This window comes from Rhodococcus daqingensis, assembly GCF_042665615.1.
In the GTDB taxonomy this organism is placed as follows: domain Bacteria; phylum Actinomycetota; class Actinomycetes; order Mycobacteriales; family Mycobacteriaceae; genus Rhodococcus_G; species Rhodococcus_G daqingensis.
In genome coordinates, this window is the sequence record NZ_JBHTCS010000024.1 from 332,796 (window position 1) to 355,163 (window position 22,368).

Genomic DNA, 22,368 nt, shown 5'->3' on the forward strand with positions numbered 1-22,368 from the left:
TGATTCGTAATCAGATGAACTTGAACAGCCGGGTCGCCAGCCACGCCGCGACCGCACCCCAGATCGCCAGTACCGCAACCGCGAACATGTCGATCGATCCGCCGATCGCGTGCTGCAGGGCCTCGGCGAGAGCTCCGGACGGGATCAGCCGGGCGGCCGTGTGCAGCGGTGCGGGGATGTCGTCGGCGAACACGACGGAGCCGATGCCCGCCATCACGAACCAGAGGACGTTCGCCAGCGCGAGCACGATCTCGGCGCGCAGGGTGCCGCCGAGCAACAGTCCGAGCGAAGCGAAGGTGACGGTCCCGAGTGCGATGATCAGCGCGCCCAGCAGCAGGTCGGTCACACCCGGCCGCCACCCGAGCGCAAGGCCGATGCCGCCGAGGATGAGTGATTGCATGGCGACCACGATGACGACCGCGGCGCTCTTGCCCGCGATGATCCCCCAGCGCGGCAGTGCCGTGGCGCCGAGCCGCTTGAGGGCGCCGTAGCGTCGGTCGAAGCCGACGGCGATGGCCTGCCCGGTGAACGCGGTGGACATGATCGCCACCATCATGACGGCGGGCAGCACGGTGTCGACCCGGGGGTCGCCGAGGTCGCCGACCGGCAGCAGGCACAGCCCGATCAGCAGGGTGATCGGGATGAACATGGTGAGCAGCAGTTGCTCGCCGTTGCGCAGCAGCAGTGTCAGCTCGAGCCGGGTCTGGGCTGCCAGCATGGACAGCGCGGCACTCGGCCGGGGATCGGGGGCGAAGGTCCCCGCCTCGAACCTGTTGTCGGCGAGCCGGTCTTGCACGTTCATCCCCTTAGATCCCGTCCGGTGAGGTCGAGGAAGACGTCCTCGAGCCTGCGTTGATCGACCCGCAATTCGGTGGCGAGCACATCGAGCTCGGCGCACCACGCCGTGACGGTCGCCAGCACCTGGGGATCGACGACTCCCTCGACCAGATACGAGCCGGGGGAGACCTCGCGTGGGGTGAAGCCGGTGGGCAGCGCCGCGCGCAACCCGGTCAGGTCCAGGTTCTCGGGTGCCAGGAACCGGAGCTGCCCGGCGGAACCGTGGCGCGTCAGTTCGGTCGGCGTGCCCTCGGCGACGATCCGGCCGTGGTCGATGATGATCAGCCGGTCGGCGAGCGCCTCGGCCTCGTCCATCAGGTGCGTGGTGAGCAGCACCGCGACCCCGTCCCGGCGCAGCGCGTCGATCAGTTCCCACACCAGGAGCCGGGCCTGCGCGTCCAGACCCGCGGTCGGTTCGTCGAGGAACACCAGCTCGGGTCGGCCGACGAGTGCGCAGGCCAGCGCGAGTCGCTGCTGTTGGCCGCCCGAGAGGCGGCGGTACGGCGTGCGGACCGCGTCGGACATGCCCAGGGTGCGCAGCAGCCAGTCGGGGTCGAGGGGATCCGCCGAGTACGAGGCCACCAGGTTCAGCATCTCGCCCGCACGGGATCCGGGGTAGGCCCCGCCGCCCTGCAGCATGACGCCGATGCGCGAGCGCACGGCGCCGGAATCGACGATCGGGTCGAGGTCGAAGACCCGCACAGACCCGCTGTCGGGGCGCAGGAAGCCCTCGCACATCTCGACGGTGGTGGTCTTGCCCGCGCCGTTGGGGCCCAGGAGGGCGAGCACCTCGCCGCGGTGCAGGGACAGGTCGAGTCCGTCGACGGCGGTGACGCTGCCGAAGGTTTTCACCACGCCGTCGAGCCGGAGAACTGGATGCGCCGAGTCGGACGCGGAAGAGCTCACGGGGTCTCAGCGTATTCGTCGGCCGGTCGGGGACCGGTCGGTGCCCCGGCCCCGGCCCGCCACGGCAGCCGGTCGCGCGTGATGACCATCGCGATCCCGACCACGGTGATGGTGGCGATCGCGGCCTGCACGATCATGAACGGCTGGTACTCGCCGCCGTTGGGCATCACGATCAGGCTGACCGCGGAGGAGAAGACGATCGCCGGGATGCGGAAGACCGGACGGGTCGCCCACGCGGCCAACGGGATGACCGCCCACAGCAGGTACCACGGTTGAACGACAGGGAAGAGCAGGACCAGCACGCCGAGGGACACGCCGAGCGCACCGACGGGATGCAGGCGCCCGACGAGCACCGCGACGAGCATCCGCAGCGCGACGACGGCCGCGGCGAAGGAGGCGATCGGCCGGGTCAGATTGAGTACTGCGGTGGTGTGGTCGCCGAGGCCGAGGAACACCCCGGCCAGGCCGGTGCCGAGGCCGAGCAGCGTGGGCAGCGACATCCAGCTGCGCACCTCGTTGGCGGTGCCGAGCGTGCCCGGGGAGAGCCAGCCGAAGCCGAGGCCGCTGGCCAGGCTGACGGCGAGGACGACGACCGCGGTCACCGCCGCCAGCAGGGCCGCGGCGGCCAGCACCGACCGGACGGTGGCCCCCCACCGGCGCGCGAGCGCCATCCCGATGAACCCGAGCGCCAGCAGCGACGGGATCTTCACGGTCGCCGACAGCGCGATCAGGCCGGACCCGGCCAGCAGGTAGGCCAGGTTGGCGCTGCCCGGAGTTCGGCCGGGGAGCTCGAATCGGATCGGGTCGGTGCTCTCGACGGCGCGCAGCGCCAGCTCCATGCCGGCCAGCATGAGCCCGAGCATCAGGGCCTCGTTGTGGATCCCCGCGACGAGGTGGAACAGCAGCAATGGGTTGGCGGCGCCGAGCCAGAGGGCGGTGACGCTGGCGACGCCGCAGCGGCGCGCCAGCCGGGGCAGTGCCCAGACGATCAGGGCGACGCCCACGAGCGCGAGCAGTCGGTGCAGGAAGATCCCGGCAACGATGTTCTCGCCGGTCAGCGCGGAGATGCCGCGGCCGATCCAGAGGAACAGCGGTCCGTACGGGGCGGGGGTGTCGCGCCAGATCGTCGGCACCGTCCTGGTGAGAACGTGATCGACGCCGAGTGCCTGGGCGGGCCCGATCGCATACGGGTCGAGTCCGCGGGCGGTGATCTCGCTCTGCGCCAGATACGAGTAGACGTCCTTGCTGAACATCGGCGGTGCGATCGAGAGCGGTATCACCCACAGCAGCAGGGTGCGGTCCAGCTGGGAGCGGGTCAGCCGTCGTGGCGCGGCGCCCTCCGCCCGGTACCGGCCGATCGCGAACCGGCCGAGCAGCAGCCACGCGAGCACCACCATCACGCTGCCGGTCATGGTCAGCGTGAGCGCGGTTGCACCGAGCCGCGCGGGCAGGCCGAGGATCCGCAGACCCTGGACCGGGTTCTGCAGCACCGGCTGCGCGCCGGCCCCGAGCGCGCCGATCGCCATCAGGACGGCCCCGGTCGCGCCGAAACGCCTGATCCCGCGCAGCTGACCGGTCTCGCGCTCGTTGAGTCCCGGGGCCTCCGCCTCGTCGCCGTGCAGGCTCGACACCTCGAAGCCGTGGTGTGGGCCGTCGATTCCCAGCCCTCGCTTGGCGAGCGTCACCGCCCGTTCGCGGAATCGGGTCGCCGGGCCGGCGCTGGGGATGTCACCGGAGTCCGGTGCGTCGTCGGTCTGCGGCACATGGGGCAGCGTAGCGGTGTAATACAGGGCACCCTTGGTGGACCAGCTCGGATAATTCCGTCACACTTGTGTTGTGAAATCGGCACCGGCTCGGGACGCGCGGAGTGAAGGCGCAGGTCATGCACCTGTTTCGCCTGTGCTCAGTGGTGCCCCGACCGCGACCGTGGTGAGCCATGACGGGCACACCAGGGCCGCCGTCGTGCAGCTTCTGCTCGAACAGGGCCCGATCACGGCCCCCGAGATCGGTGCGAAGCTCGGTCTGAGCGCCGCGGGTGTCCGACGTCACCTCGAGGCGTTGATCGATGCGGGCGAGGCACGTTCCTCGAACGCCGCGAGCTGGCAGCACAAGGGCCGCGGTCGCCCGGCGAAGCAGTTCCAGCTGACCGCCGCGGGCCGTTCGCGTCTCGGTCACTCCTACGACGATCTCGCCGGTGCTGCCATGCGGCACCTCCGCGAGGTCGGCGGTGAGGAGGCGATCGTCGAGTTCGCGCGCCGCCGGGTCCAGACGATCGTCGCCGACATCGATCCCGTCGCCCCGCACACCCCTGGCGAGGTGGCGAACACCGCCGACGCCATCGCGGACGCGTTCACCTCGGCAGGCTTCGCGGCCACCACCCGGCCGGTGGGCAACGGCGTCCAGATCTGCCAGCACCACTGCCCGGTCTCGCACGTCGCCTCGGAGTTCCCCGAGCTGTGCGAGGCGGAGACGCAGGCCTTCGCCGAGTTGCTCGGCACCCACGTGCAGCGCCTGGCGACCATCGCCAACGGTGACTGCGCCTGCACCACCCACGTACCGATAGCTCCACCAGACGAGCCTCGCTCGTCGACAGACGAATCCCCGAAGTAAGCACCACCCACGCCGATGCCCAGCCCGCACCGGTACGCAACAAGACTCCGGAAGGAGCTCGCATGACAGTCACCCAAGATCAGGCAGCCGGCAGCACGGAGAAGTCGCCCGCCCTGACCCAGGACGAGGCCATCGCCTCGCTCGGCCATTACGGCTACGGCTGGTCTGATTCCGACGTGGCGGGCGCCAGCGCGCAGCGCGGGCTCTCCGAGGCCGTCGTGCGGGACATCTCGGCGAAGAAGAGCGAGCCCGAGTGGATGCTCGACATCCGGCTCAAGGCGCTCAAGACCTTCGACAAGAAGCCGATGCCGCACTGGGGCTCCAACCTCGAGGGCATCCACTTCGACAACATCAAGTACTTCGTGCGGTCCAGCGAGAAGCAGGCGGAGTCCTGGGAGGACCTGCCCGAGGACATCAAGAACACCTACGACAAGCTCGGCATCCCTGAGGCGGAGAAGCAGCGCCTGGTCGCCGGTGTCGCCGCGCAGTACGAGTCCGAGGTCGTCTACCACTCGATCCGTGAGGATCTCGAGAAGCAGGGCGTGATCTTCCTCGACACGGACACCGGGCTCAAGCAGCACCCGGAGCTGTTCAAGGAGTACTTCGGCTCCGTGATCCCCGCGGGCGACAACAAGTTCTCCGCGCTCAACACCGCGGTCTGGTCGGGCGGCTCCTTCATCTACGTGCCGCCGGGCGTGCACGTGGACATCCCGCTGCAGGCCTACTTCCGGATCAACACCGAGAACATGGGCCAGTTCGAGCGCACCCTGATCATCGTCGACGAGGGCGCCTCGGTGCACTACGTCGAGGGCTGCACCGCGCCGATCTACAAGTCCGACTCGCTGCACTCGGCGGTCGTCGAGATCATCGTGAAGAAGGGCGGCCACTGCCGCTACACGACCATCCAGAACTGGTCGAACAACGTCTACAACCTGGTGACCAAGCGCACCAAGGTGGACGCGGGCGGATCGATGGAGTGGATCGACGGCAACATCGGTTCCAAGGTCACGATGAAGTACCCGGCCGTGTGGATGATGGGCGAGCACGCCCGCGGCGAGGTCCTCTCGGTCGCGTTCGCGGGCGAGGGCCAGCACCAGGACACCGGCGCGAAGATGCTGCACCTGGCGCCGCACACCTCCTCGACCATCGTCAGCAAGTCGGTGGCCCGCGGCGGTGGCCGCGCCTCCTACCGCGGCCTGGTCCAGGTCAACAAGGGTGCGCACGGCTCGAAGTCGACCGTCAAGTGTGACGCGCTGCTCGTCGACCAGATCAGCCGCTCCGACACCTACCCGTACGTCGACATCCGCGAGGACGACGTCTCGATGGGTCACGAGGCGACCGTGTCGAAGGTCAGCGAAGACCAGTTGTTCTACCTGATGAGCCGCGGCCTCACCGAGGACGAGGCGATGGCCATGGTGGTGCGCGGGTTCGTCGAGCCCATCGCCAAGGAGCTGCCGATGGAATACGCCCTCGAGCTCAACCGCCTGATCGAACTGCAGATGGAAGGGGCCGTGGGTTAGTGGCCAACGCAAACGAGGCGACGACCGGGGTCAAGGCCGCCGTCGCCGGTGAGAACATCGTGCCCGCCACCAACAAGGGCGAGGTGTTCACCTCCTACGACGTCAACGCCTTCGAGGTCCCGGCGGGACGCGACGAGGTGTGGCGCTTCACGCCGCTGCGCCGTCTGCGCGGCCTGCACGACGGCACGGCGGTCCGCTCCGGCACCGCCACTGTGGAGGTGCAGGCGGGGGACGGCGTCACTGTCGAGACCGTCGGTCGCGACGACGCCCGTCTCGGTCAGGCCGGGGTTCCCGCCGACCGCATCGCCGCCCAGGCGTACTCGAGCTTCGAGTCGGCGACCGTCGTGACCGTGGGCAAGGAGCAGGAGCCGGCCGACGCGGTCAACATCGTGGTCACCGGTCCGGGCGCCGATCAGGTCGCCTACGGCCACATCCAGGTCCGGCTCGAGGCCTTCTCGAAGGCGACCGTGGTCCTCGATCAGCGTGGCAGCGGCACCTACGCGGAGAACGTCGAGTTCGTGCTCGGCGACAGCGCCAAGCTGACCGTGGTCGCGGTGCAGGACTGGGCCGACGATGCCGTGCACGTCGCGGCGCACCACTCGCGGCTCGGCCGCGACGCCGTCCTCCGGTACACCTCGGTGAGCCTGGGCGGCGACCTGGTCCGCCTGACGCCGATCGTGAAGTACGACGGGCCCGGCGGCGACGCCGAGCTGCTCGGCCTGTACTTCGCCGACGCCGGCCAGTTCTTCGAGCAGCGGCTGCTGGTCGATCATTCGCAGCCGCACTGCAAGTCGAACGTCGTCTACAAGGGCGCGCTGCAGGGCGATCCGCACTCCGGCAAGCCCGACGCGCACACCGTGTGGGTCGGCGACGTGCTGATCCGCGCCGAGGCCGAGGGCACCGACACCTTCGAACTCAACCGCAACCTGGTGCTCACCGACGGGGCGCGCGCCGACTCGGTGCCGAACCTCGAGATCGAGACCGGCGAGATCGTCGGTGCCGGCCACGCCAGCGCCACCGGCCGGTTCGACGACGAGCAGCTGTTCTACCTGCGCTCGCGGGGCATCCCGGAGGACCAGGCCCGTCGCCTGGTGGTCCGTGGGTTCTTCCACGAGATCATCAACCGCATTGCCGTCCCGGAGGTGCGCGAGCGCCTCGAAGCCGCCATCGAGGTCGAGCTCGCCGCGGTCGGCGTCTGAGATCGTCGCCGACACCACACTTCTCTAAGGAACATTGAATGACCACCGCTGAAAACTCGGTTCTGGAAATCAAGGATCTGCACGTCAACGTCGCCACCACCGACGAGAACGCCGAGCCGATCAACATCCTCAAGGGCGTGAACCTCACGGTCCGCTCGGGGGAGACCCACGCGATCATGGGCCCCAACGGCTCGGGCAAGTCGACGCTGTCGTACGCCATCGCCGGCCACCCCAAGTACGAGGTGACCTCCGGCAGCATCACCCTCAACGGTGAGAACGTGCTCGAGATGAGCGTCGACGAGCGGGCCCGCGCCGGCCTGTTCCTGGCCATGCAGTACCCGGTCGAGGTGCCCGGCGTCTCGATGTCGAACTTCCTCCGCACCGCGGCGACCGCGGTCCGCGGCGAGGCCCCCAAGCTCCGGCACTGGGTCAAGGAGGTCAAGGAGTCCCTGACCGAGCTCGAGATCGATCCGTCGTTCAGCGAGCGCAGCGTCAACGAGGGATTCTCCGGCGGCGAGAAGAAGCGCCACGAGATCCTGCAGCTGGGCCTGCTCAAGCCGAAGATCGCGATCCTCGACGAGACCGACTCCGGGCTCGACGTCGACGCGCTGCGCATCGTGTCCGAGGGCGTCAACCGCTACAAGGAGCGCGAGCACGGCGGCGTTCTGCTCATCACGCACTACACCCGCATCCTGCGGTACATCCGGCCGGAATTCGTGCACGTCTTCGTCGGCGGCCAGATCGTCGAGTCCGGCGGCGCCGAGCTCGCCGACGAGCTCGAGGAGAACGGCTACGTTCGGTTCACGCAGGCTGCAGCGACAGGAGCCTAGTTCCATGACCACCTCGGTGCGGGAACTCGACATCACCAAGATCCGGAAGGATTTCCCGATCCTCGGCCGTACGGTGCGTGACGGTAAACCGTTGGTGTACCTGGATTCCGGGGCGACCTCGCAGCGCCCCGTCCAGGTGCTCGACGCCGAACGGGAGTTCCTCACCACCTGTAACGCGGCCGTGCACCGCGGGGCGCACCAGCTGGCGGAGGAGGCGACCGACGCGTACGAGGGTGCGCGCGCGGCGATCGCCCACTTCGTCGGGGCCGACGCCGACGAGCTGACGTTCACCAAGAACGCCACCGAGGCGCTGAACCTGGTGACCTACGTGCTCGGCGACGAGCGTTTCGAGCGGCACCTGAGCCCGGGCGACGAGATCGTGATCTCCGAGCTCGAGCACCACGCGAATCTGGTGCCGTGGCAGGAATTGGCACGGCGGACCGGCGCGACGCTGCGCTGGTACGGGGTGACTGACGACGGCCGGATCGACGTGGACTCGCTGGAGCTGACCGATGCGGTGAAGGTGGTCGCGTTCACGCACCAGTCGAATGTGACGGGCGCCGTGGCGCCGGTGGCCGAACTGGTCCGCCGGGCCAGGGCGGTCGGCGCGCTGGTCGTGCTCGACGCGTGCCAGTCGGTTCCGCACATGCCGGTCGACTTCCACGCGCTCGACGTGGACTACGCGGCGTTCTCCGGGCACAAGATGCTCGGGCCGTCGGGCGTCGGGGTGTTGTACGGCAAGCGTGAGCTGCTGGCCGCGATGCCGCCCTTCATCACCGGTGGCTCGATGATCGAGACGGTCACGATGGAGGCGACCACCTACGCCGCGCCGCCACAGCGTTTCGAGGCGGGGGTGCCGATGACCTCGCAGGTCGTCGCCCTGGGCGCGGCGGTGCGCTACCTCTCCGAGCTGGGCATGGACTCGGTCGCGGCGCACGAGCACGAGCTGACGGCGCTCGCGCTCGAGCAGCTGGGTGCGATCGAGGGGGTGCGGATCATCGGTCCGACCACCCCGGAGAACCGTGGTGGCGCGGTGTCGTTCGTGGTGGACGGAATCCACGCACACGATCTCGGCCAGATTCTCGACGACGAGGGCATCGCGATCCGGGTCGGGCACCACTGCGCCTGGCCGCTGCACCGGCACTTCGGTGTCGCGGCGACCGCGCGCGCGTCGTTCGCCGTGTACAACACCGTCGACGAGGTGTACGCGCTGGCGGCAGGAATCCGTACCGCGCAGAAGTTCTTCGGCGTGAGCGGCGCGAGCGCGCCGGTCGTCGACGAACCGGAGAGCGCACCGATCGACGGGGCGTCGTAGACCATGCGGATGGAGCAGATGTACCAGGAGGTCATCCTGGATCACTACAAGCATCCGCACGGCCGGGGGCTACGCGAACCGTTCGGTGCCGAGGTGCATCACGTCAACCCGACCTGTGGCGACGAGGTGACGCTGCGGGTGGCGTTGACCGACGACGGGCGGGTGGCGGACATCTCGTACGACGGGCAGGGCTGCTCGATCAGCCAGGCGTCGACCTCCGTGCTCACCGACCAGGTGGTCGGGCTCAGCGTGATGGACGCGCTCGCGACGGTTGACGCGTTCGACGCGATGATCACCAGCCGCGGCAACATCGAGGGTGACGAGGACGTGCTCGGCGACGGAATCGCGTTCGCAGGCGTCTCGAAGTACCCGGCCCGCGTCAAGTGCGCGTTGCTGGGATGGATGGCATTCAAGGATGCCGTTGTTCAAGTAGTCGACGGCGCCGACGGTGCGCCCACGAAGAATGTCATCGGCACCGTTGTGCCGGTCCAGACCGGAGGATCGTCATCATGACCGACACCCAGGCAACCGCCGAGTCCACCGAGGACAACGCCGCTGTCGAGGCAGAGTCCGCCGTTGTCGAGCTGACCCCCGAGCAGCAGGCCGTGGTGGACGAGCTCGAGGAGGCGATGCGCGATGTCGTCGACCCCGAGCTCGGGATCAACGTGGTGGACCTCGGGCTCGTCTACGGCATCAGCGTCGACGCCGACGACGTGGCCCTCCTGGACATGACCCTGACGTCCGCCGCGTGCCCGCTCACCGACGTGATCGAGGAGCAGGCCCGGGGCGCGCTGGTCAAGAGCGGACTCGTGAGCGATCTGAAGATCAACTGGGTGTGGATGCCGCCGTGGGGCCCGGACAAGATCACCGAGGACGGCCGCGAGCAGCTCCGCGCGCTCGGCTTCACCGTCTGACCCGATCGCGACAGAGAAGGCGCCAGACCCGAGTGATCGGGTCTGGCGCCTTTGTTATGCGGTCATGCGGATCAGTTGACGCGCACCGTACCGGTGCAGGATGTGGTCGGGATGCTCCACAGGGCGTGGCGGTTGACCGCGCTTCTGGTGATCTCGACCTCGCCGGGGCCGCTGTTCATCCGGAGGTTGACCGAGTTGCCGAGCGCGATCGGCGTGGTGGCGGTGAGCGTGCCGGTGGCCCCGGTCGTCTTGTTGCGCCAGTCGAGCCGGGTGTCGGACAGGTACGGCGCCGTGAAGAACCCCACCACGCTCGACACGTCGGCGAGGGTGACGGTGCCGGTGCCCGGCCCGTCCTGGTAGAACCATGCCCTGCTGGCGACGTAGGGCTGGTCGACGATGTACGGGCTCAGGCCGAAGCAGGTGCTCATGGGTACTTCCACCGTCTGCGCCGCTGCCGATCCCGCGCCCGCGACGAGGCCCCCCGCGATGCCGGCCGATACGACGGCCGTGGTCGCCATGCGTCGAAAGGTGTTGCCGTTCATGTGCGTTTCTCCCCTGTTTGTTGAAACTAACCGCTTCCGATCATGTCAGTCCTCCGATTCGATTCGGGGTGCCGACACCTGAAAGTCGAAAGAAACCGACAATTCGTTACGTGGAAGGCCGGAAAAGCGCGGGGCCGGGACCGCGATGGGCGCGCCCCTCACCCCCTGATCATCAGGTACGCGGCCGCGACGGACCCGACCGCGGCGCCCCCGTAGCACGCCAATGTGACCGCACCCCTGGACTTCTGGAGCCGCAGTCCGTGCCAGAGGGTGAAGCGGAGCCGGTGCGCGGCGTGGAACAGCGCCAGGACACAGAGGCCGATCAGCACGACGACGGTGATCGGGTGGCGCAGCACCGAGTGCAGGTGCGTGTACTCGGGGGCGGCGATCCAGCCCAGCGGGATCGCTACTCCGAACAGCAGGATGAGTACCGGGATCAGCAGGGCCGCGGCCATCCCGCCTGCGCTGAACGCCAGCCACGCCAGCGGTTCCGCCGTCGGCCTGTTACTTCGCCGGGCGGCCGTCATCGCAGGACCACCCACGCCGCGATCGCCGAACACGCGGCCCACAGCGCGTAGTGCGCGGCGAGCACCGCGACCGGTGGAACGGCCCGTCCGCCCAACCGGATCACCATCGCCTTGGGCGCCAGGTTCAACCAGGTCACCGCGTGCAGCAGGACGAACGCCGCCGCGATCACGTTGAGCGCGATCACCCAGGGGCGGGCGCTCCAGTCGAGGAAGTCCCGGTAGGCGCCCGGTCCGTCGCCGACCGCGACGACCAGCATCAGCACGAACACGACGAACCACGCCACGAATACACAGGACAGTTCGCGGAGCATGAACAGGAGGTACGACCTGCGCCGCAGCCACCACAGCCGGGGAACGGGCGCGAGGTACGGACGCGCCGCCGCGGTGCCGGCGGAACTCATCGCGCACCCCTCGGCAGCAGGAACTCCTTGAGCGACCTCGACGCCGCGGTCAGCTTGTACCGCTGGATGGCGCCGGCGGGGTCGACGCCCTTGGGACACGCGACGCTGCACTCGCCCACGAAGGTGCAGGCCCACGCGCCCTCCGCGGAGGCCAACACGTCGCGACGGTCCTCGGCGCCCTCGTCCCGCGAGTCCAGGTTGTAGCGCTGGCCGAGCGCGATCGCCGCGGGGCCGAGGAAGGTGGGCTCGAGGGCGTAAACCGGGCACGCCGAGTAGCAGAGCATGCAGTTGATGCACATGCTGTACCGCTGGTACGCCTCCATCTCCTCGGGTGTCTGCAGGTACTCACCGTCCTCGGGTTCGGCCTCGTCCGGGCGGATCAGCCAGGGCTTGACCTTGGGCAGTTTCGACATGAAGTCGCTGATGTCGACCACGAGGTCGCGGATCACCGGGAAGTTCCGCATCGGCTCGACCCGAATCGACCCGGGCGCATAGTCGGTCAGGAACGTCGAGCAGGCCAGCTTCGGCTCGCCGTTGACCGTCATGCCGCAGCTGCCGCAGATCCCCATCCGGCAGGACCACCGGTAGGAGAGCGTGCCGTCCAGCTGGTCCTTGATGTGGTTGAGGCCGTCGAGGACGGTCCATTCCTTCCGCAGTGGGACCCGGTAGCACTGCGGTGCGGGCGTGGACTCCTGCTCCGGCCGGTACCGCGTGATCTCGACGGCGATGGTGTCGTGCTCGGGCATCGCTCACCTCCCGTAGACCCGTTGGCCCGGCGGCCAGCGGGTGATGGTCACCGGCAGGTAGGAGATCCGGGCCTCGCCGCCCGGTTGCCGGTGGATCAGTGAATGAGCCAGGTATCTGTCGTCGTCCCGGTCCGGGAAGTCGGTGCGCTGGTGAGCGCCGCGGGACTCCTCTCGCTGCAGCGCGCTGCCGACGATGCACTCGGCGACATCCAGCATTCCCGAGAGCTCGAGGGTGGCAATCAGTTCGGTGTTGAACGTCCGGCTGTGATCGTCGATGACCGCGTGGGCGTAGCGCTCCTTCCACTCCCGGATCTCGTCCACCGCTGTGCGCAGTGAGGCCGCATCCCGATAGATGCCCGCACCGGCCTCCATCGTCTTCTGCATCCCGGTTCGGATGTCGGCGATGCGGTCCGGCCTGGCTCCGCCCGTGCCGTCGTGACGGGAGAGTTCTCGTTCGAGCCGGCGTTGCTCGTCGCGTCCCTGTGCCTCGATCGCCGCGGTGGAGCCGCCGGCGCGAGCCGTTGCGGCGTGCTCGGCGGCCGCCCGTCCGGCGCGGGCGCCGAAGACGAGCAGTTCGGGTAGTGAGTTCGAGCCGAGACGGTTGGCGCCGTTGATGCTGACGCAGGCGACCTCACCCGCCGCGTACAGCCCGTCCACATCGGTGGCACCGTGGATGTCGGTGTGGATCCCGCCCATCATGTAGTGCACCACCGGGCGTACCGGGACGAGCTCGTGCACCGGGTCGATGTTCTGGTAGCTCGCGCACAGTTCCCTCACGAACGGCAGTTTCGTGTCGATGAGCTCGGCGCCGAGATGCCGAAGGTCCAGGTGGACGATCGGTCCGTCGGGGGTGTCGATCGTCCTGCCCTTCTCCTGCTCGTGCACAAAGGCCTGGGAGAGCCGGTCTCGTGGGCCCAGTTCCATGCTGCGCAGCACCGGACCCGGGGTGGGTGTACCGAGGTCGTAGTCCTGCAGGTAGCGGTATCCGTCCTTGTTGATCAGCCAACCCCCCTCGGCCCGCGCGGCCTCGGTGATGAGGATGCCGGTGAACGGCAGTCCGGTCGGGTGGTACTGGACGAACTCCATGTCCTTGAGCCCGGCCCCGGCCCGGAAGGCCAAGGCCATACCGTCGCCGGTCTTGATGGTGGCGTTGGTGGTGAAGGGGAAGACCCGGCCGCACCCACCGGTGCACACGATGACGGCGTCGGCGATGATCGTCTCGATCCGGCCGGTGGACAACTCGATGGCCACCACACCCCGCACCCGCCCGTCGTCGACGAGCAGCGTGGAGGCGAACCACTCGTCATAGCGCACGATGTCCGAATAGGACAGCGCCGTCTGGAAGAGGGTGTGCAACAGGTGAAATCCGGTCTTGTCGGCGGCGAACCAGGTGCGCTTGTTCTTCATCCCGCCGAATGCGCGCACCGCGATGTGCCCATCGGGTTGCCTGCTCCACGGGCAGCCCCAATGCTCCAGGCGGAGAAGCTCCGTCGGTGCCTCCCGGATGAACGCCTCGACGGCGTCCTGGTCGCACAGCCAGTCGCTGCCGGACACCGTGTCGTAGGCGTGCTCGTCGAGAGAGTCGTCCGGTGCGATCACCGCCGCGGCGCCGCCCTCCGCGGACACGGTGTGGCTGCGCATCGGGTAGACCTTCGACACGATCGCGACACTCAGGGTCGGGTCGGATTCCGCGATCGAGATGGCCGCTCGCAGTCCGGCGCCGCCGCCGCCGACGATGACGACAGAATGGGATGCGGTCATCGCTCAGGCCTCGTGGTTGCCGCTGTGCTCATCCGTCAGCACCTTGCCGTCGTGCCGAATCGTCTTGATGCGCACTGATCCGTCGTGATACTCGTGGCGGATCACGCGGCAACCGCACGCATAGGTGCGGTCGTCGATACGCAGGCCCTCGTCGTCGTTCTCCTGATGTCGGCGGCCGTCCACGACGCGACCGCACGGGGCTGTATCCGCGGTGATGGGTGAACTGGTGGTGCTCATCGCCGACCTCCATGCCCTGGTGGACGGCCGAACCCCTGATCGATCTCGAGCGGACAGGCGGGCCGAGCGCCACCACGCGGTGTGATCTGTTTCACATCGGACGATACGCCCCTTGTGGGTGGCGAATCCTGGCCCGGGGCGTAAGTTAACGGCAGTTCGCACGCGTCGGAGGGAAGTTCTCGGTGGCTGATCGGGTGAGTGCCGCGGTTCTCGCGGAGTACGGCAGATCCCCCCAGATCAGGGAGATCCAGACCGGCGCCCTGCGGGCCGGGGAGATCCTGGTCGCGATGGCAGGCGTCGGCATCTGCCACACCGACCTGACGGCGGCAGCAGGGGCGATCCCCTTCCCGATGCCCGCGGTTCTCGGGCACGAGGGGTCGGGCGTGGTGGCGTCGGTCGGCCCCGGAGTCGACTCGGTCCGCCCCGGCGACCACGTCGTCCTCAGCTTCGCGTCGTGCCGGAGCTGCCGGAACTGCGTCGCCGGTCACCCGGCCTACTGCGCGGACTTCGCCGCGCTCAACTACTCGGGACGCAGGCAGGACGGCAGCACCACGTTGCGCTCGGGGCCGGAGGAGGTCCACGGCGGCTGGTTCGGGCAATCCTCGTTCGCGACCCATGCCGTTGCCGCCGCCGCGGGTGCGGTCGTGGTTCCGGCGGATCTCCCGCTCGCGCTTCTCGGTCCGCTCGGGTGCGGCATCCAGACCGGCGCAGGCGCCGTGATGCGGGTGTTGCGACCCCACCATGGTTCGGCGGTGGTTGTCTTCGGTGCGGGCGCGGTCGGGCTGGGGTCGGTCCTCGCCGCCGCGGCGGCCGGGTGCGGAACCGTCGTCGTGGTCGATCCGCTACCGGGACGGCGCGAGCTGGCTCTGCGGCTCGGCGCCACTGCCGCACTGGACAGCGACACTCCGGGGATCGGCCGCGAACTGCGCCGGTTGACGGGCGGCGGCGCTGACCACAGCGTGGACACCGTCAGCAGCGAGGAGGTGCTGAACCTGGCGGTGTCGACGCTGCGCTCGCCGGGCAGCTGCGCGACGGTTGGCCTTCGCGGCCAACGCAATCCGGTCACGATCGACCAGTCCAGCCTGCTGATGGGCCGCAGCGTGACCGGGGTCATCGAGGGCGACGTGGACCCGCAGACGTTCATCCCCGAGCTGATCGACCTGTGGCGGGCAGGCCGGTTCCCGTTCGAGGAGATGATCACGACCTTCCCGTTCGAGGACATCGACACCGCTCTCGCCGCGGCAGCGAGCGGCGCCGTGGTCAAACCGGTGCTCACCTTCTGACCCCGTTCGAACGGTCCCCGACACACGCCCGACGAAAGGAACGCCGTGACCGGTCAGCAGAAGTTCTTCGAACTCCTCGGCAGCGAGGGGCCGGTGGATCCTCGGCGCCTCGACGAGGTGTGGGCGGCGCTGCCGACCGTGCACATCGACGAGCTCAAGGGCAGGTGGCGGGGGAGCGGTTTCGAGACGGGTCACCGCACCGGCCGGCTACTCGCCAAGTCGGGTTGGTACGGCAAGAACTTCGGTTCGCGATTCGATGTGCAACCGATGCTGTGCCGAGGGACGGACGGTGAGCTGTTCTCCGATGTCGCCGCGGGCAAGGGGGAGGCGAGCCTGTGGATGGTCGAGTTCCGCGGTGAGTGCACCGCGACGATGGTCTACGACGGGATGCCGGTGTTCGATCATTTCAAGCGCGTCGACGATCAGACGCTGATGGGCATCATGAACGGCAAGGCGGTGCTCGACGGCGGCGAGCACTTCTACTTTGCACTCATGAGGGACGAGACCGACTAGCCGGTCTTCCTGGCAGGTGCCTTCTTCGCGGCAGCCTTCTTCGCGGGAGCCTTCTTGGCGGGCTCGGCCTTCGCGGAGCCCTTCTCCGCGCCCGCCTTGCCCGACTTCGCCGCATCGACGCTGCGCTGCAGCGCGGCGACCAGGTCCACGACCTCGGCGTCCTCCTTGTGCGCGGCGACCTCCTCGGGCGGGGTGACCTTCTTTCCGCCGTTCTTGATCGCCTCGTCGAGCATCTTCTGCAGCTGGATCTGGTACTCGTCGGTGTACGACTCGGGCTCGAAGTCCTCGGACATGGACTCCACCAACGACTTTGCCATCGTGAGTTCCTTGGCGGTCGGAGCGGTCGCCTTGTCGAGGGTGTCGAACTCGGCGGCCCGCACCTCGTCGGGCCACAGCAGCGTCTGGATCACCAGCACGCCGCCGCGCACCCTGAGTGCGGCGAGCCGGGTGCGTTGGCGCAACGTGAAGTGCACGAGCGCGGTGCGATCGCTCTCGGTCAGGGTGGACGCGAGCAACTGGTATGCCTTCGGGGAAGCGGAGTCCGGCTCCAGGTAGTAGCTCTTCTCGAACAGGATCGGATCGATCTGGTCGGACGGCACGAACTGCAGGACCGGGATCTCGTGCTTCTCGGCAGCGGGCAGCTCGTCGAAGTCCTCGTCGGTGAGGATCACCTGCGTACCGTCCTCGGAGCTGTACGCCTTGTCGATGTCGGCGAACTGGATGGTCTTGCCGCATTCGGTGCAGACGCGGTTGTACTTGATACGCCCGCCATCGGCGCCGTGGACCTGATGGAACTTGATGTCATGGTCCTCGGTCGCGGTGTAGACCTTCACCGGGACGTTCACGAGCCCGAACGCGATGGAGCCTTTCCAAATAGACCGCATGAAACCATGATGGTGCACAGAATGGGATCAGGCCAGGCAGTACCCGAAAATGGGTGGGCGGATGACGAGTCACAACACCGCGGTGATGGTGGAGGGCAAACGCCTGTCCCTGACCAATCTGGACAAGATCCTCTACCCCGAGTCCGGGACCACCAAGGCCGAGGTCCTGCAGTACTTCACCGCGGTGGGGCCGCTGATGGTGCCGCTGCTCGCCGGTCGGCCGGTGACGAGAAAGCGCTGGCCGGACGGCACATCCGCGACACCGTTCTTCCAGAAGAACGTGGATGCGTCGACCCCGGACTGGGTGGACCGGCGCACCATGACGCACTCGTCGAAGACGATCACGTATCCCCTCGTCGACGACCTGGCGTCGCTCGTGTACTTCGCCCAGGCGGGTTCGCTCGAGTTCCATGTGCCGCAATGGCGGTTCGGCGAGGGCGGCGCGCCGCTGGACCCGGACCGGCTGGTGATCGACCTCGATCCGGGGCCGGGCGTGACCCTGGAGGAGTGTGCCGAGGTGGCCCTTCGGGTTCGTGATCGGCTCGCCGACCGTGGCCTGGGTGCGCTGCCCGTGACCAGCGGCAGCAAGGGTATTCACCTCTACGCGGGAGTCGGGGAGGGGTGGACGGCGGCGCGGTGCGTGGAGTTCGCGAAGTCGATCGCCGTCGAGCTGGAACGGGAGACACCGAAGTCGGTGATCTCCAAGATGACCCGGGCCGAGCGCGCGGGCAGGGTGTTCGTGGACTGGAGCCAGAATTCGGCATCGAAGACGACGGTGTCGCCGTATTCGCTGCGGGGCACGGCGAGGCCGACCGTCGCGGCTCCGCGCACCTGGGACGAGCTGGCCCATCCGGGGCTGCGGCAGTTGGACTTCCGGGAGGTGCTCGATCGGATAGCCGGGGGCGGTGAGCAGCCGGGGATCCCGTCCGCGCCCGAGGCCGAGCCGGCCGGCGCCGCGCCGAGAGCGCGCCGCTCCGGCGCTGACGACCTCGTGCCGATGCTGGCGTCGGCGGCGACGATCGAGGATTTCGCCCCGCAGGCCGACCCCGAGGTGTGGGCCCTGGAGCCGAAGCTGGACGGAATCCGCGCCCTGGTGCATTTCGACCACGACGCGGACAGCGGGACATCCTCGGTCCGGCTGGTCAGTCGCAGCGGGCTGGACCTGACTGCCGGCTACCCCGAGCTCCTGGCCGTTCCGGAAGGGCTGCACGGTCATTCGGGGGTGCTGGACGGGGAGATCGTGTCCCTCGGCGACGACGGGGCGCCGAGCTTCGGTCGGCTGCAACGGCGGATGGGCCTGACCAAGCCCCGGGACGTGCGCGCGGCCGCGGAGCAGGACCCGGTCCTGCTGGAGATCTTCGACGTCCTGCAGCTCGACGGGACGTCCCTGCGCGCCAAGGTCTACCGGGACCGGCGCCGGGTGCTCGAGGCGATCCGACTGGACGAGGGCGGCGCCTGGCTGGTGCTCGCGCTGGCGCCGGCCGACTTCGGCGAGGCCCTCGAGTCCAGCCGGACGGCCCGGATGGAGGGTCTGGTGGCCAAGCGCTGGGATTCGACCTACCGCGGCGGTCGATCCGCGGCCTGGCGCAAGCTCAAACACTTCTCGGACCTCGAGGTGGTGCTGGGTGGCTGGCAGCCGGGGGAGGGACGGCGGTCCGGTGGTATCGGATCGCTGCTGCTCGGGGTGCCGGAGGTCGGAGGTGGCCTGCGGTACGTCGGGAAGGTGGGGACCGGGTTCAGTGACGCCGCCCTGACGCGGCTGGCACAGCTGCTGGGGGACCTGTCCGTGGATTCCACACCGTTCGGTGACTCCGTCCCCGCGGCGGATGCGCGCCACGCCCACTGGGTGCGCCCGGAACTCGTTGGGGAGGTGCGGTACTCGGAGCTCACCGGCGACGGAAGGCTTCGGCACCCGAGCTGGCGGGGGCTGCGCCCCGACAAGAGCCCGGATCAGGTCGAGGGGATTCTCAGCGGCGGCGCGTGAGCGCCGAACCCGCAGTGCTGATCTCCGGCCTAGATCGGTGAGCGCGGGCGGCCGACGGGGAAGACTGTCGCTGCGGCTTGCTAGTTTTGTGTGGGCGGCTCCGATCGGGCACTGCTCGACGGTTCCTCCGAAAGGCGTTGTCTCACATGGTGATGGGTGCTACCCATGCTGTTTCCGGTGCGGTCGCGGGTCTGCTTGCCGCGCAGGTACTTCCACCCGAATGGGGCGGGCCGACCTCGACGGCCGAGGTGTTCACCTTTGCCGGCGTCTGCGCGGGTGCCGCTCTCCTGCCCGATCTCGACACGGCGCAGTCCACCGTCGCGAGGTCCTTCGGTCCGGTCAGTCAGCTCGTCGCGAAGGGAGTCGACGAGATCTCGCTGTGGTACTACCGGCTCACCCGCGGGCGCCGGGACCCCAAGCGCCGCGGCGGCCACCGGACGCTCACGCACACAGCGTTGTTCGCGATCGCCTTGAGCGCGGGGATCTCGGCGCTGGTGATCGAGTTCGGGCGCCCGGCGATCGTCGGCACCCTGTTCGTCACTCTCGGTCTCGCGTTGCGCGGTCTGGCCGGGAGTTGGGCCGCACGCAACGGCTGGATCGCGGTCACCGTCGTCGCCGCGGCGCTCTCGGCCTTCACCTGGACCTGGTATCCGGACGAGGTCGGCTCCCGCGCACTCGGTGTCGCGGTGGGTCTCGGATGTGCGGTGCACTGTCTCGGCGATGCGATCACCAAGGAGGGCGTCCCGTTCCTGGCGCCCCTGCTGCCCTGGGGCCGCAGGCGGTGGTGGGAACTGCGCCTGCCGTCGATGCTCTCGATCCGGGCGGGTGGCACGGTCGAGCGGGTCGTGCTCGGTCCGTTGCTGACCCTGGTCGCGGTGGGGCTGGCGGTGTGGGCGATCGACGGTGTCCCCGGCGCGGTCACCGAGGTCGTGGCCGAGATCCGAGCCTGGGGTTGAGATCCGGCAGCACCGCGCCCGCCAGGGTGCGCCGGACCGGGTTCGGGGCTCGTCGGAACACCGCGGCCATCGCCGCGCCCACCGCCACCGGGTCGGCGCGCGCGGAGAGATAGGCGCGCTGGTGGGCGGCGGGCAGGTCGAAGAAGGCGTCGAAGAAGTCGGCGGTGAGTGGCGGCGGCAGCCGCAGCAGCGCGCGGAGCCCGACGTCGCGCAGTCGGCGGACCGCGCGGGCGCGCACAGGCCAGAGCGCACGCCGTGGATCTCGGCCCGCGGCGATCGCGCTGACCACCTCGTCGACGGAGGACAGCGACGCCGCGACGCTGTATCCGGTGCCGGGGTGCATGATTCCGGCGCGGGCACCGAAGGTGGTCACCGCGCCCGCGGCCCGCGGGACCTCGACGGGGAACCGGACCCGCTCGCGTTCCGCGTGAGCGGACACCGGCACGCCGCGGGCGCGCAGCCTGGTCTCCAGGCGTCCGCGCAGCTCCTCCTGCGAGAGTCCGGGCCTGCCCACCAGGCAGGTCTCCTCCAGCAGCACCCGGTCACCGCCGAGAGGGACGGCGTAGAGGAACGATCGCGGCTGGTCCGGCGGTGCGCCGTTGTCCGGGCGCCAGTCCATGAACCAGGCATCGCCGCCACCGAGAACCGGACTCGCGGCTTCGCCCGACACCACCACGCCGTGGGCGGTCTGCTCCGCCAGCCCCCGGCTGTGCCGGGCGCCACGCGCATCGATGACCTGGCGGGCGCGCAACCGTGTGCCGTCCTGGAGGATCACCCGGTCCGGCTCGACGTCCACGGCGGTGCCGGCGTGCACCCGGGCGGTGCCGAGGTCCAGGGCGGCGCGGAGGGCGTCGTTGTCGAGCACGCAGTATGGCCGCGCCAGTGCGCGCTCCCGGGTCGCCCAGACCCGGGGGCGCTCGACCCGGGCGGCAGACACCGCGTCCGCGTCGAGCCACCCCGGCAACTCGTCGGACCACGCGGCGTAGGTGGGCGTCCAGCGGCGGTCGGGATGCGGGTCGACCGCGACCACGTCGAGCCCGGCAACGGCGGCCCGGTGGGCCAGTGCTCGACCGGCCGGGCCCAGCCCGACCACCGCGAGGTCGGCGGCGGGTTCGCGGGTTGTCATCGGGTCACAGGTGGCCCACGACGTTGACCACGCGGCCGTTGGGGTCGCGGACGAAGAACCGGCGCACGCCCCACTGCTCGTCCTGCAAGGGATACACGATCTCCGCGCCCGCGGCCACGACTGCGGCGTACACCGAGTCCACGTCGTCCACCTCGACGCTCACGTCAGGCTGGACGGCGGCGGTCGCGTCCTCGCCCATCAGCGTCAACTGCGCTGTCGGGTTCGACGGCGACGCGAGTGTCATCGCCCAGCCCAGGTTCATGACCTCCACGAACCCGAGGAGGCCGTAGAAACTGCGGCTGCCTTCCAGGTCGTCGGACCGGATGTCCGGTACGACACGTCGAATGGTCACAGCGCCTCCTCCATGGCTACATCGAACCCGTCGCGAGCAGGCCGCCGTCCACCCGGACCGTCTCGCCGGTGATCCAGGACGCCGCGTCCGAGACGAGGAACCCGACCAGATTCGCGACATCCTCGGGCGACCCGAGTCGCTTCATCGGATAACCCGCGGCGGCCCGGTCCTCGCCCGCCGCGACCAGAGCAGCTGCGAACTGGGTCTTCACGATGCCGGGGGCGACCGCGTTCACCCGGATCTTCGGACCGAGCTGCCAGGCCAGTTCCTCGGTGAGGCGGATCAGCGCAGCCTTCGAGGCGCCGTATGCGGCGATCACACCGGTCGATCGCAGACCGCCGACGCTGGCGAGGTTGACCACCGCGCCGCCGTGCTCGCCCATCCAGGCCCGGTACGCCTGCTGGATGAAGCCGAGCGCGGCGACCACGTTCACGTCGAAGATCTTCCGGACCGCGTCCAGGTCGGCGTCCATCAGCGGACCGAAGACCGGATTGATGCCCGTGTTGTTGACCAGGATGTCGAGCGACCCCAGCTCGGCCACGGTCCGCGCGACCGCGTCCGCGCGCGAATCCGCGTCACCGGCATTGCCCGCGAGCGGCAGCACCACCGCGCCGGGGACGGTGGACCGCAACTCCTGCGCGGCCGCCTCCAGCGGCTCCGGCTTGCGTGCGGTGATCGCGACGGCGGCGCCCCGCGCCAGGAACTCGGCCGCGATTGCCTTGCCGATGCCGCGGCTCGCGCCTGTGACCAGCGCCGTCTTTCCCGTCAGATCATTCGCGAGAGTCATCTGCGGAACGTTAGCCGAATCACATCGCCGTGCAACTCCCGGTGGGAATGCCACGGTAAAGTGGATCGTTCTTGTGTCTCGTGTGCCATCGGCGTTTGCCCGGCCACGCAGAGTTCGCCTTTTCCATTTCTCGTTTTC

24 protein-coding genes are annotated in these 22,368 nt (G+C 69.1%); 11 read left to right on the top strand and 13 right to left on the bottom strand.

The features are described from left to right. Positions 1 to 10 precede the first annotated feature (10 nt). The 3 genes from ACFQS9_RS20800 to mptB are packed head-to-tail and all read right to left on the bottom strand — an operon-like array spanning position 11 to position 3,470. Positions 11 to 802 (bottom strand): ABC transporter permease, encoded by a 792-nt coding sequence (locus tag ACFQS9_RS20800; RefSeq protein WP_378408122.1) that lies wholly within the window; start codon positions 800 to 802, stop codon positions 11 to 13. Further along, a complete protein-coding gene (locus tag ACFQS9_RS20805) occupies positions 799 to 1,743 on the bottom strand; it encodes an ABC transporter ATP-binding protein (RefSeq protein WP_378408124.1) in 945 nt (314 codons plus the stop codon). The genes ACFQS9_RS20800 and ACFQS9_RS20805 overlap by 4 nt, the downstream gene beginning before the upstream one ends. Further along, positions 1,740 to 3,470, bottom strand: a complete 1,731-nt coding sequence (gene mptB / locus ACFQS9_RS20810; RefSeq protein ID WP_378408329.1) for a polyprenol phosphomannose-dependent alpha 1,6 mannosyltransferase MptB — start codon at positions 3,468 to 3,470, stop codon at positions 1,740 to 1,742. The genes ACFQS9_RS20805 and mptB overlap by 4 nt, the downstream gene beginning before the upstream one ends. Before the next feature lie 172 nt (positions 3,471 to 3,642). Between mptB and ACFQS9_RS20815 the strand changes: the two genes are divergently transcribed. From ACFQS9_RS20815 to ACFQS9_RS20845, 7 genes are all read left to right on the top strand, one after another. Next, positions 3,643 to 4,353, top strand: coding sequence for a helix-turn-helix transcriptional regulator (locus ACFQS9_RS20815; RefSeq protein WP_378408126.1), 711 nt, complete (start codon positions 3,643 to 3,645; stop codon positions 4,351 to 4,353). Positions 4,354 to 4,415: 62 nt separating this feature from the next. After that, positions 4,416 to 5,873 (top strand): Fe-S cluster assembly protein SufB, encoded by a 1,458-nt coding sequence (gene sufB / locus ACFQS9_RS20820; RefSeq protein ID WP_072752025.1) that lies wholly within the window; start codon positions 4,416 to 4,418, stop codon positions 5,871 to 5,873. After that, positions 5,873 to 7,072: a Fe-S cluster assembly protein SufD gene (gene sufD, locus ACFQS9_RS20825; protein ID WP_378408128.1), complete on the top strand. Its 1,200-nt coding sequence runs from the start codon at positions 5,873 to 5,875 to the stop codon at positions 7,070 to 7,072. The genes sufB and sufD overlap by 1 nt, the downstream gene beginning before the upstream one ends. A 38-nt stretch (positions 7,073 to 7,110) precedes the next feature. After that, a complete protein-coding gene (gene sufC, locus ACFQS9_RS20830; RefSeq protein ID WP_072752021.1) occupies positions 7,111 to 7,902 on the top strand; it encodes a Fe-S cluster assembly ATPase SufC in 792 nt (263 codons plus the stop codon). A gap of 4 nt (positions 7,903 to 7,906) precedes the next feature. Next, on the top strand, positions 7,907 to 9,217 hold the full coding sequence (locus ACFQS9_RS20835; RefSeq protein ID WP_378408130.1) for a cysteine desulfurase: 1,311 nt from the start codon (positions 7,907 to 7,909) through the stop codon (positions 9,215 to 9,217). A gap of 3 nt (positions 9,218 to 9,220) precedes the next feature. Then, on the top strand, positions 9,221 to 9,730 hold the full coding sequence (sufU, locus tag ACFQS9_RS20840) for a Fe-S cluster assembly sulfur transfer protein SufU (protein ID WP_378408132.1): 510 nt from the start codon (positions 9,221 to 9,223) through the stop codon (positions 9,728 to 9,730). Further along, positions 9,727 to 10,131, top strand: a complete 405-nt coding sequence (locus tag ACFQS9_RS20845; protein WP_378408134.1) for a metal-sulfur cluster assembly factor — start codon at positions 9,727 to 9,729, stop codon at positions 10,129 to 10,131. Before sufU ends, ACFQS9_RS20845 begins: the two co-directional genes overlap by 4 nt. Before the next feature lie 71 nt (positions 10,132 to 10,202). On the opposite strand, the gene ACFQS9_RS20850 is transcribed toward ACFQS9_RS20845, so the two are convergent. From ACFQS9_RS20850 to ACFQS9_RS20875, 6 genes are all read right to left on the bottom strand, one after another. After that, positions 10,203 to 10,649: a hypothetical protein gene (locus ACFQS9_RS20850; protein WP_378408135.1), complete on the bottom strand. Its 447-nt coding sequence runs from the start codon at positions 10,647 to 10,649 to the stop codon at positions 10,203 to 10,205. A 182-nt stretch (positions 10,650 to 10,831) separates the two neighbouring features. Next, positions 10,832 to 11,200, bottom strand: coding sequence for a fumarate reductase subunit FrdD (frdD, locus tag ACFQS9_RS20855; protein WP_378408136.1), 369 nt, complete (start codon positions 11,198 to 11,200; stop codon positions 10,832 to 10,834). Then, a complete protein-coding gene (locus ACFQS9_RS20860) occupies positions 11,197 to 11,601 on the bottom strand; it encodes a fumarate reductase subunit C (RefSeq protein ID WP_378408138.1) in 405 nt (134 codons plus the stop codon). Before ACFQS9_RS20860 ends, frdD begins: the two co-directional genes overlap by 4 nt. After that, positions 11,598 to 12,347, bottom strand: a complete 750-nt coding sequence (locus tag ACFQS9_RS20865; protein ID WP_378408140.1) for a succinate dehydrogenase/fumarate reductase iron-sulfur subunit — start codon at positions 12,345 to 12,347, stop codon at positions 11,598 to 11,600. Before ACFQS9_RS20865 ends, ACFQS9_RS20860 begins: the two co-directional genes overlap by 4 nt. A 3-nt stretch (positions 12,348 to 12,350) precedes the next feature. Beyond that, the gene (frdA, locus tag ACFQS9_RS20870; protein ID WP_378408142.1) at positions 12,351 to 14,108 is read right to left on the bottom strand and encodes a fumarate reductase (quinol) flavoprotein subunit; all 1,758 of its coding nucleotides are present in this window, start codon (positions 14,106 to 14,108) and stop codon (positions 12,351 to 12,353) included. Between the two features lie 3 nt (positions 14,109 to 14,111). Next, the gene (locus ACFQS9_RS20875; RefSeq protein WP_378408144.1) at positions 14,112 to 14,345 is read right to left on the bottom strand and encodes a hypothetical protein; all 234 of its coding nucleotides are present in this window, start codon (positions 14,343 to 14,345) and stop codon (positions 14,112 to 14,114) included. Between the two features lie 182 nt (positions 14,346 to 14,527). On the opposite strand from ACFQS9_RS20875, the gene ACFQS9_RS20880 reads away from it, so the two are divergent. Both ACFQS9_RS20880 and ACFQS9_RS20885 read left to right on the top strand, forming a co-directional pair. Then, on the top strand, positions 14,528 to 15,628 hold the full coding sequence (locus tag ACFQS9_RS20880; protein ID WP_378408146.1) for an NAD(P)-dependent alcohol dehydrogenase: 1,101 nt from the start codon (positions 14,528 to 14,530) through the stop codon (positions 15,626 to 15,628). Positions 15,629 to 15,673: 45 nt separating this feature from the next. Next, positions 15,674 to 16,141 carry a DUF4334 domain-containing protein gene (locus tag ACFQS9_RS20885; RefSeq protein ID WP_378408148.1) on the top strand — a complete coding sequence of 156 codons (468 nt, stop codon included), beginning with the start codon at positions 15,674 to 15,676 and terminating at the stop codon, positions 16,139 to 16,141. On the opposite strand, the gene ku is transcribed toward ACFQS9_RS20885, so the two are convergent. After that, the gene (gene ku, locus ACFQS9_RS20890) at positions 16,138 to 17,025 is read right to left on the bottom strand and encodes a non-homologous end joining protein Ku (protein WP_378408150.1); all 888 of its coding nucleotides are present in this window, start codon (positions 17,023 to 17,025) and stop codon (positions 16,138 to 16,140) included. The two genes, ACFQS9_RS20885 and ku, sit on opposite strands and share 4 nt — an antisense overlap. Positions 17,026 to 17,086: 61 nt before the next feature. On the opposite strand from ku, the gene ligD reads away from it, so the two are divergent. Together ligD and ACFQS9_RS20900 are read left to right on the top strand one after the other, a co-directional pair. After that, positions 17,087 to 19,009 carry a non-homologous end-joining DNA ligase gene (gene ligD / locus ACFQS9_RS20895; RefSeq protein WP_378408152.1) on the top strand — a complete coding sequence of 641 codons (1,923 nt, stop codon included), beginning with the start codon at positions 17,087 to 17,089 and terminating at the stop codon, positions 19,007 to 19,009. Positions 19,010 to 19,155: 146 nt separating this feature from the next. Beyond that, positions 19,156 to 19,965 carry a metal-dependent hydrolase gene (locus ACFQS9_RS20900; protein ID WP_378408154.1) on the top strand — a complete coding sequence of 270 codons (810 nt, stop codon included), beginning with the start codon at positions 19,156 to 19,158 and terminating at the stop codon, positions 19,963 to 19,965. Here ACFQS9_RS20900 and ACFQS9_RS20905 read toward each other — a convergent pair. Genes ACFQS9_RS20905 through ACFQS9_RS20915 form a run of 3 tightly spaced genes read right to left on the bottom strand, consistent with a single transcriptional unit; the run spans position 19,928 to position 22,230 of the window. Then, positions 19,928 to 21,091, bottom strand: coding sequence for a lycopene cyclase family protein (locus ACFQS9_RS20905; RefSeq protein ID WP_378408156.1), 1,164 nt, complete (start codon positions 21,089 to 21,091; stop codon positions 19,928 to 19,930). The genes ACFQS9_RS20900 and ACFQS9_RS20905 overlap by 38 nt on opposite strands. 4 nt (positions 21,092 to 21,095) lie before the next feature. Continuing rightward, complete coding sequence (locus ACFQS9_RS20910; protein ID WP_378408157.1) at positions 21,096 to 21,443, bottom strand: VOC family protein; 348 nt, start codon at positions 21,441 to 21,443, stop codon at positions 21,096 to 21,098. 16 nt (positions 21,444 to 21,459) lie between these two features. Beyond that, positions 21,460 to 22,230 carry an SDR family oxidoreductase gene (locus tag ACFQS9_RS20915; RefSeq protein WP_378408159.1) on the bottom strand — a complete coding sequence of 257 codons (771 nt, stop codon included), beginning with the start codon at positions 22,228 to 22,230 and terminating at the stop codon, positions 21,460 to 21,462. Positions 22,231 to 22,368: the final 138 nt, after the last annotated feature.

Bases quoted from the DNA above. Each gene is read 5' to 3' on its own strand.
- ACFQS9_RS20850 (WP_378408135.1), bottom strand. From the start codon at position 10,649: ATGGCGACCACGGCCGTCGTATCGGCCGGCATCGCGGGGGGCCTCGTC.
- ACFQS9_RS20905 (WP_378408156.1), bottom strand. From the start codon at position 21,091: ATGACAACCCGCGAACCCGCCGCCGACCTCGCGGTGGTCGGGCTGGGC.
- ACFQS9_RS20800 (WP_378408122.1), bottom strand. From the start codon at position 802: ATGAACGTGCAAGACCGGCTCGCCGACAACAGGTTCGAGGCGGGGACC.
- frdA (WP_378408142.1), bottom strand. From the start codon at position 14,108: ATGACCGCATCCCATTCTGTCGTCATCGTCGGCGGCGGCGGCGCCGGA.
- sufU (WP_378408132.1), top strand. From the start codon at position 9,221: ATGCGGATGGAGCAGATGTACCAGGAGGTCATCCTGGATCACTACAAG.
- sufC (WP_072752021.1), top strand. From the start codon at position 7,111: ATGACCACCGCTGAAAACTCGGTTCTGGAAATCAAGGATCTGCACGTC.
- ACFQS9_RS20845 (WP_378408134.1), top strand. From the start codon at position 9,727: ATGACCGACACCCAGGCAACCGCCGAGTCCACCGAGGACAACGCCGCT.
- ligD (WP_378408152.1), top strand. From the start codon at position 17,087: ATGACGAGTCACAACACCGCGGTGATGGTGGAGGGCAAACGCCTGTCC.
- ACFQS9_RS20875 (WP_378408144.1), bottom strand. From the start codon at position 14,345: ATGAGCACCACCAGTTCACCCATCACCGCGGATACAGCCCCGTGCGGT.
- ACFQS9_RS20865 (WP_378408140.1), bottom strand. From the start codon at position 12,347: ATGCCCGAGCACGACACCATCGCCGTCGAGATCACGCGGTACCGGCCG.
- frdD (WP_378408136.1), bottom strand. From the start codon at position 11,200: ATGACGGCCGCCCGGCGAAGTAACAGGCCGACGGCGGAACCGCTGGCG.
- ACFQS9_RS20900 (WP_378408154.1), top strand. From the start codon at position 19,156: ATGGTGATGGGTGCTACCCATGCTGTTTCCGGTGCGGTCGCGGGTCTG.
- ACFQS9_RS20860 (WP_378408138.1), bottom strand. From the start codon at position 11,601: ATGAGTTCCGCCGGCACCGCGGCGGCGCGTCCGTACCTCGCGCCCGTT.
- ku (WP_378408150.1), bottom strand. From the start codon at position 17,025: ATGCGGTCTATTTGGAAAGGCTCCATCGCGTTCGGGCTCGTGAACGTC.
- ACFQS9_RS20835 (WP_378408130.1), top strand. From the start codon at position 7,907: ATGACCACCTCGGTGCGGGAACTCGACATCACCAAGATCCGGAAGGAT.
- ACFQS9_RS20915 (WP_378408159.1), bottom strand. From the start codon at position 22,230: ATGACTCTCGCGAATGATCTGACGGGAAAGACGGCGCTGGTCACAGGC.
- sufB (WP_072752025.1), top strand. From the start codon at position 4,416: ATGACAGTCACCCAAGATCAGGCAGCCGGCAGCACGGAGAAGTCGCCC.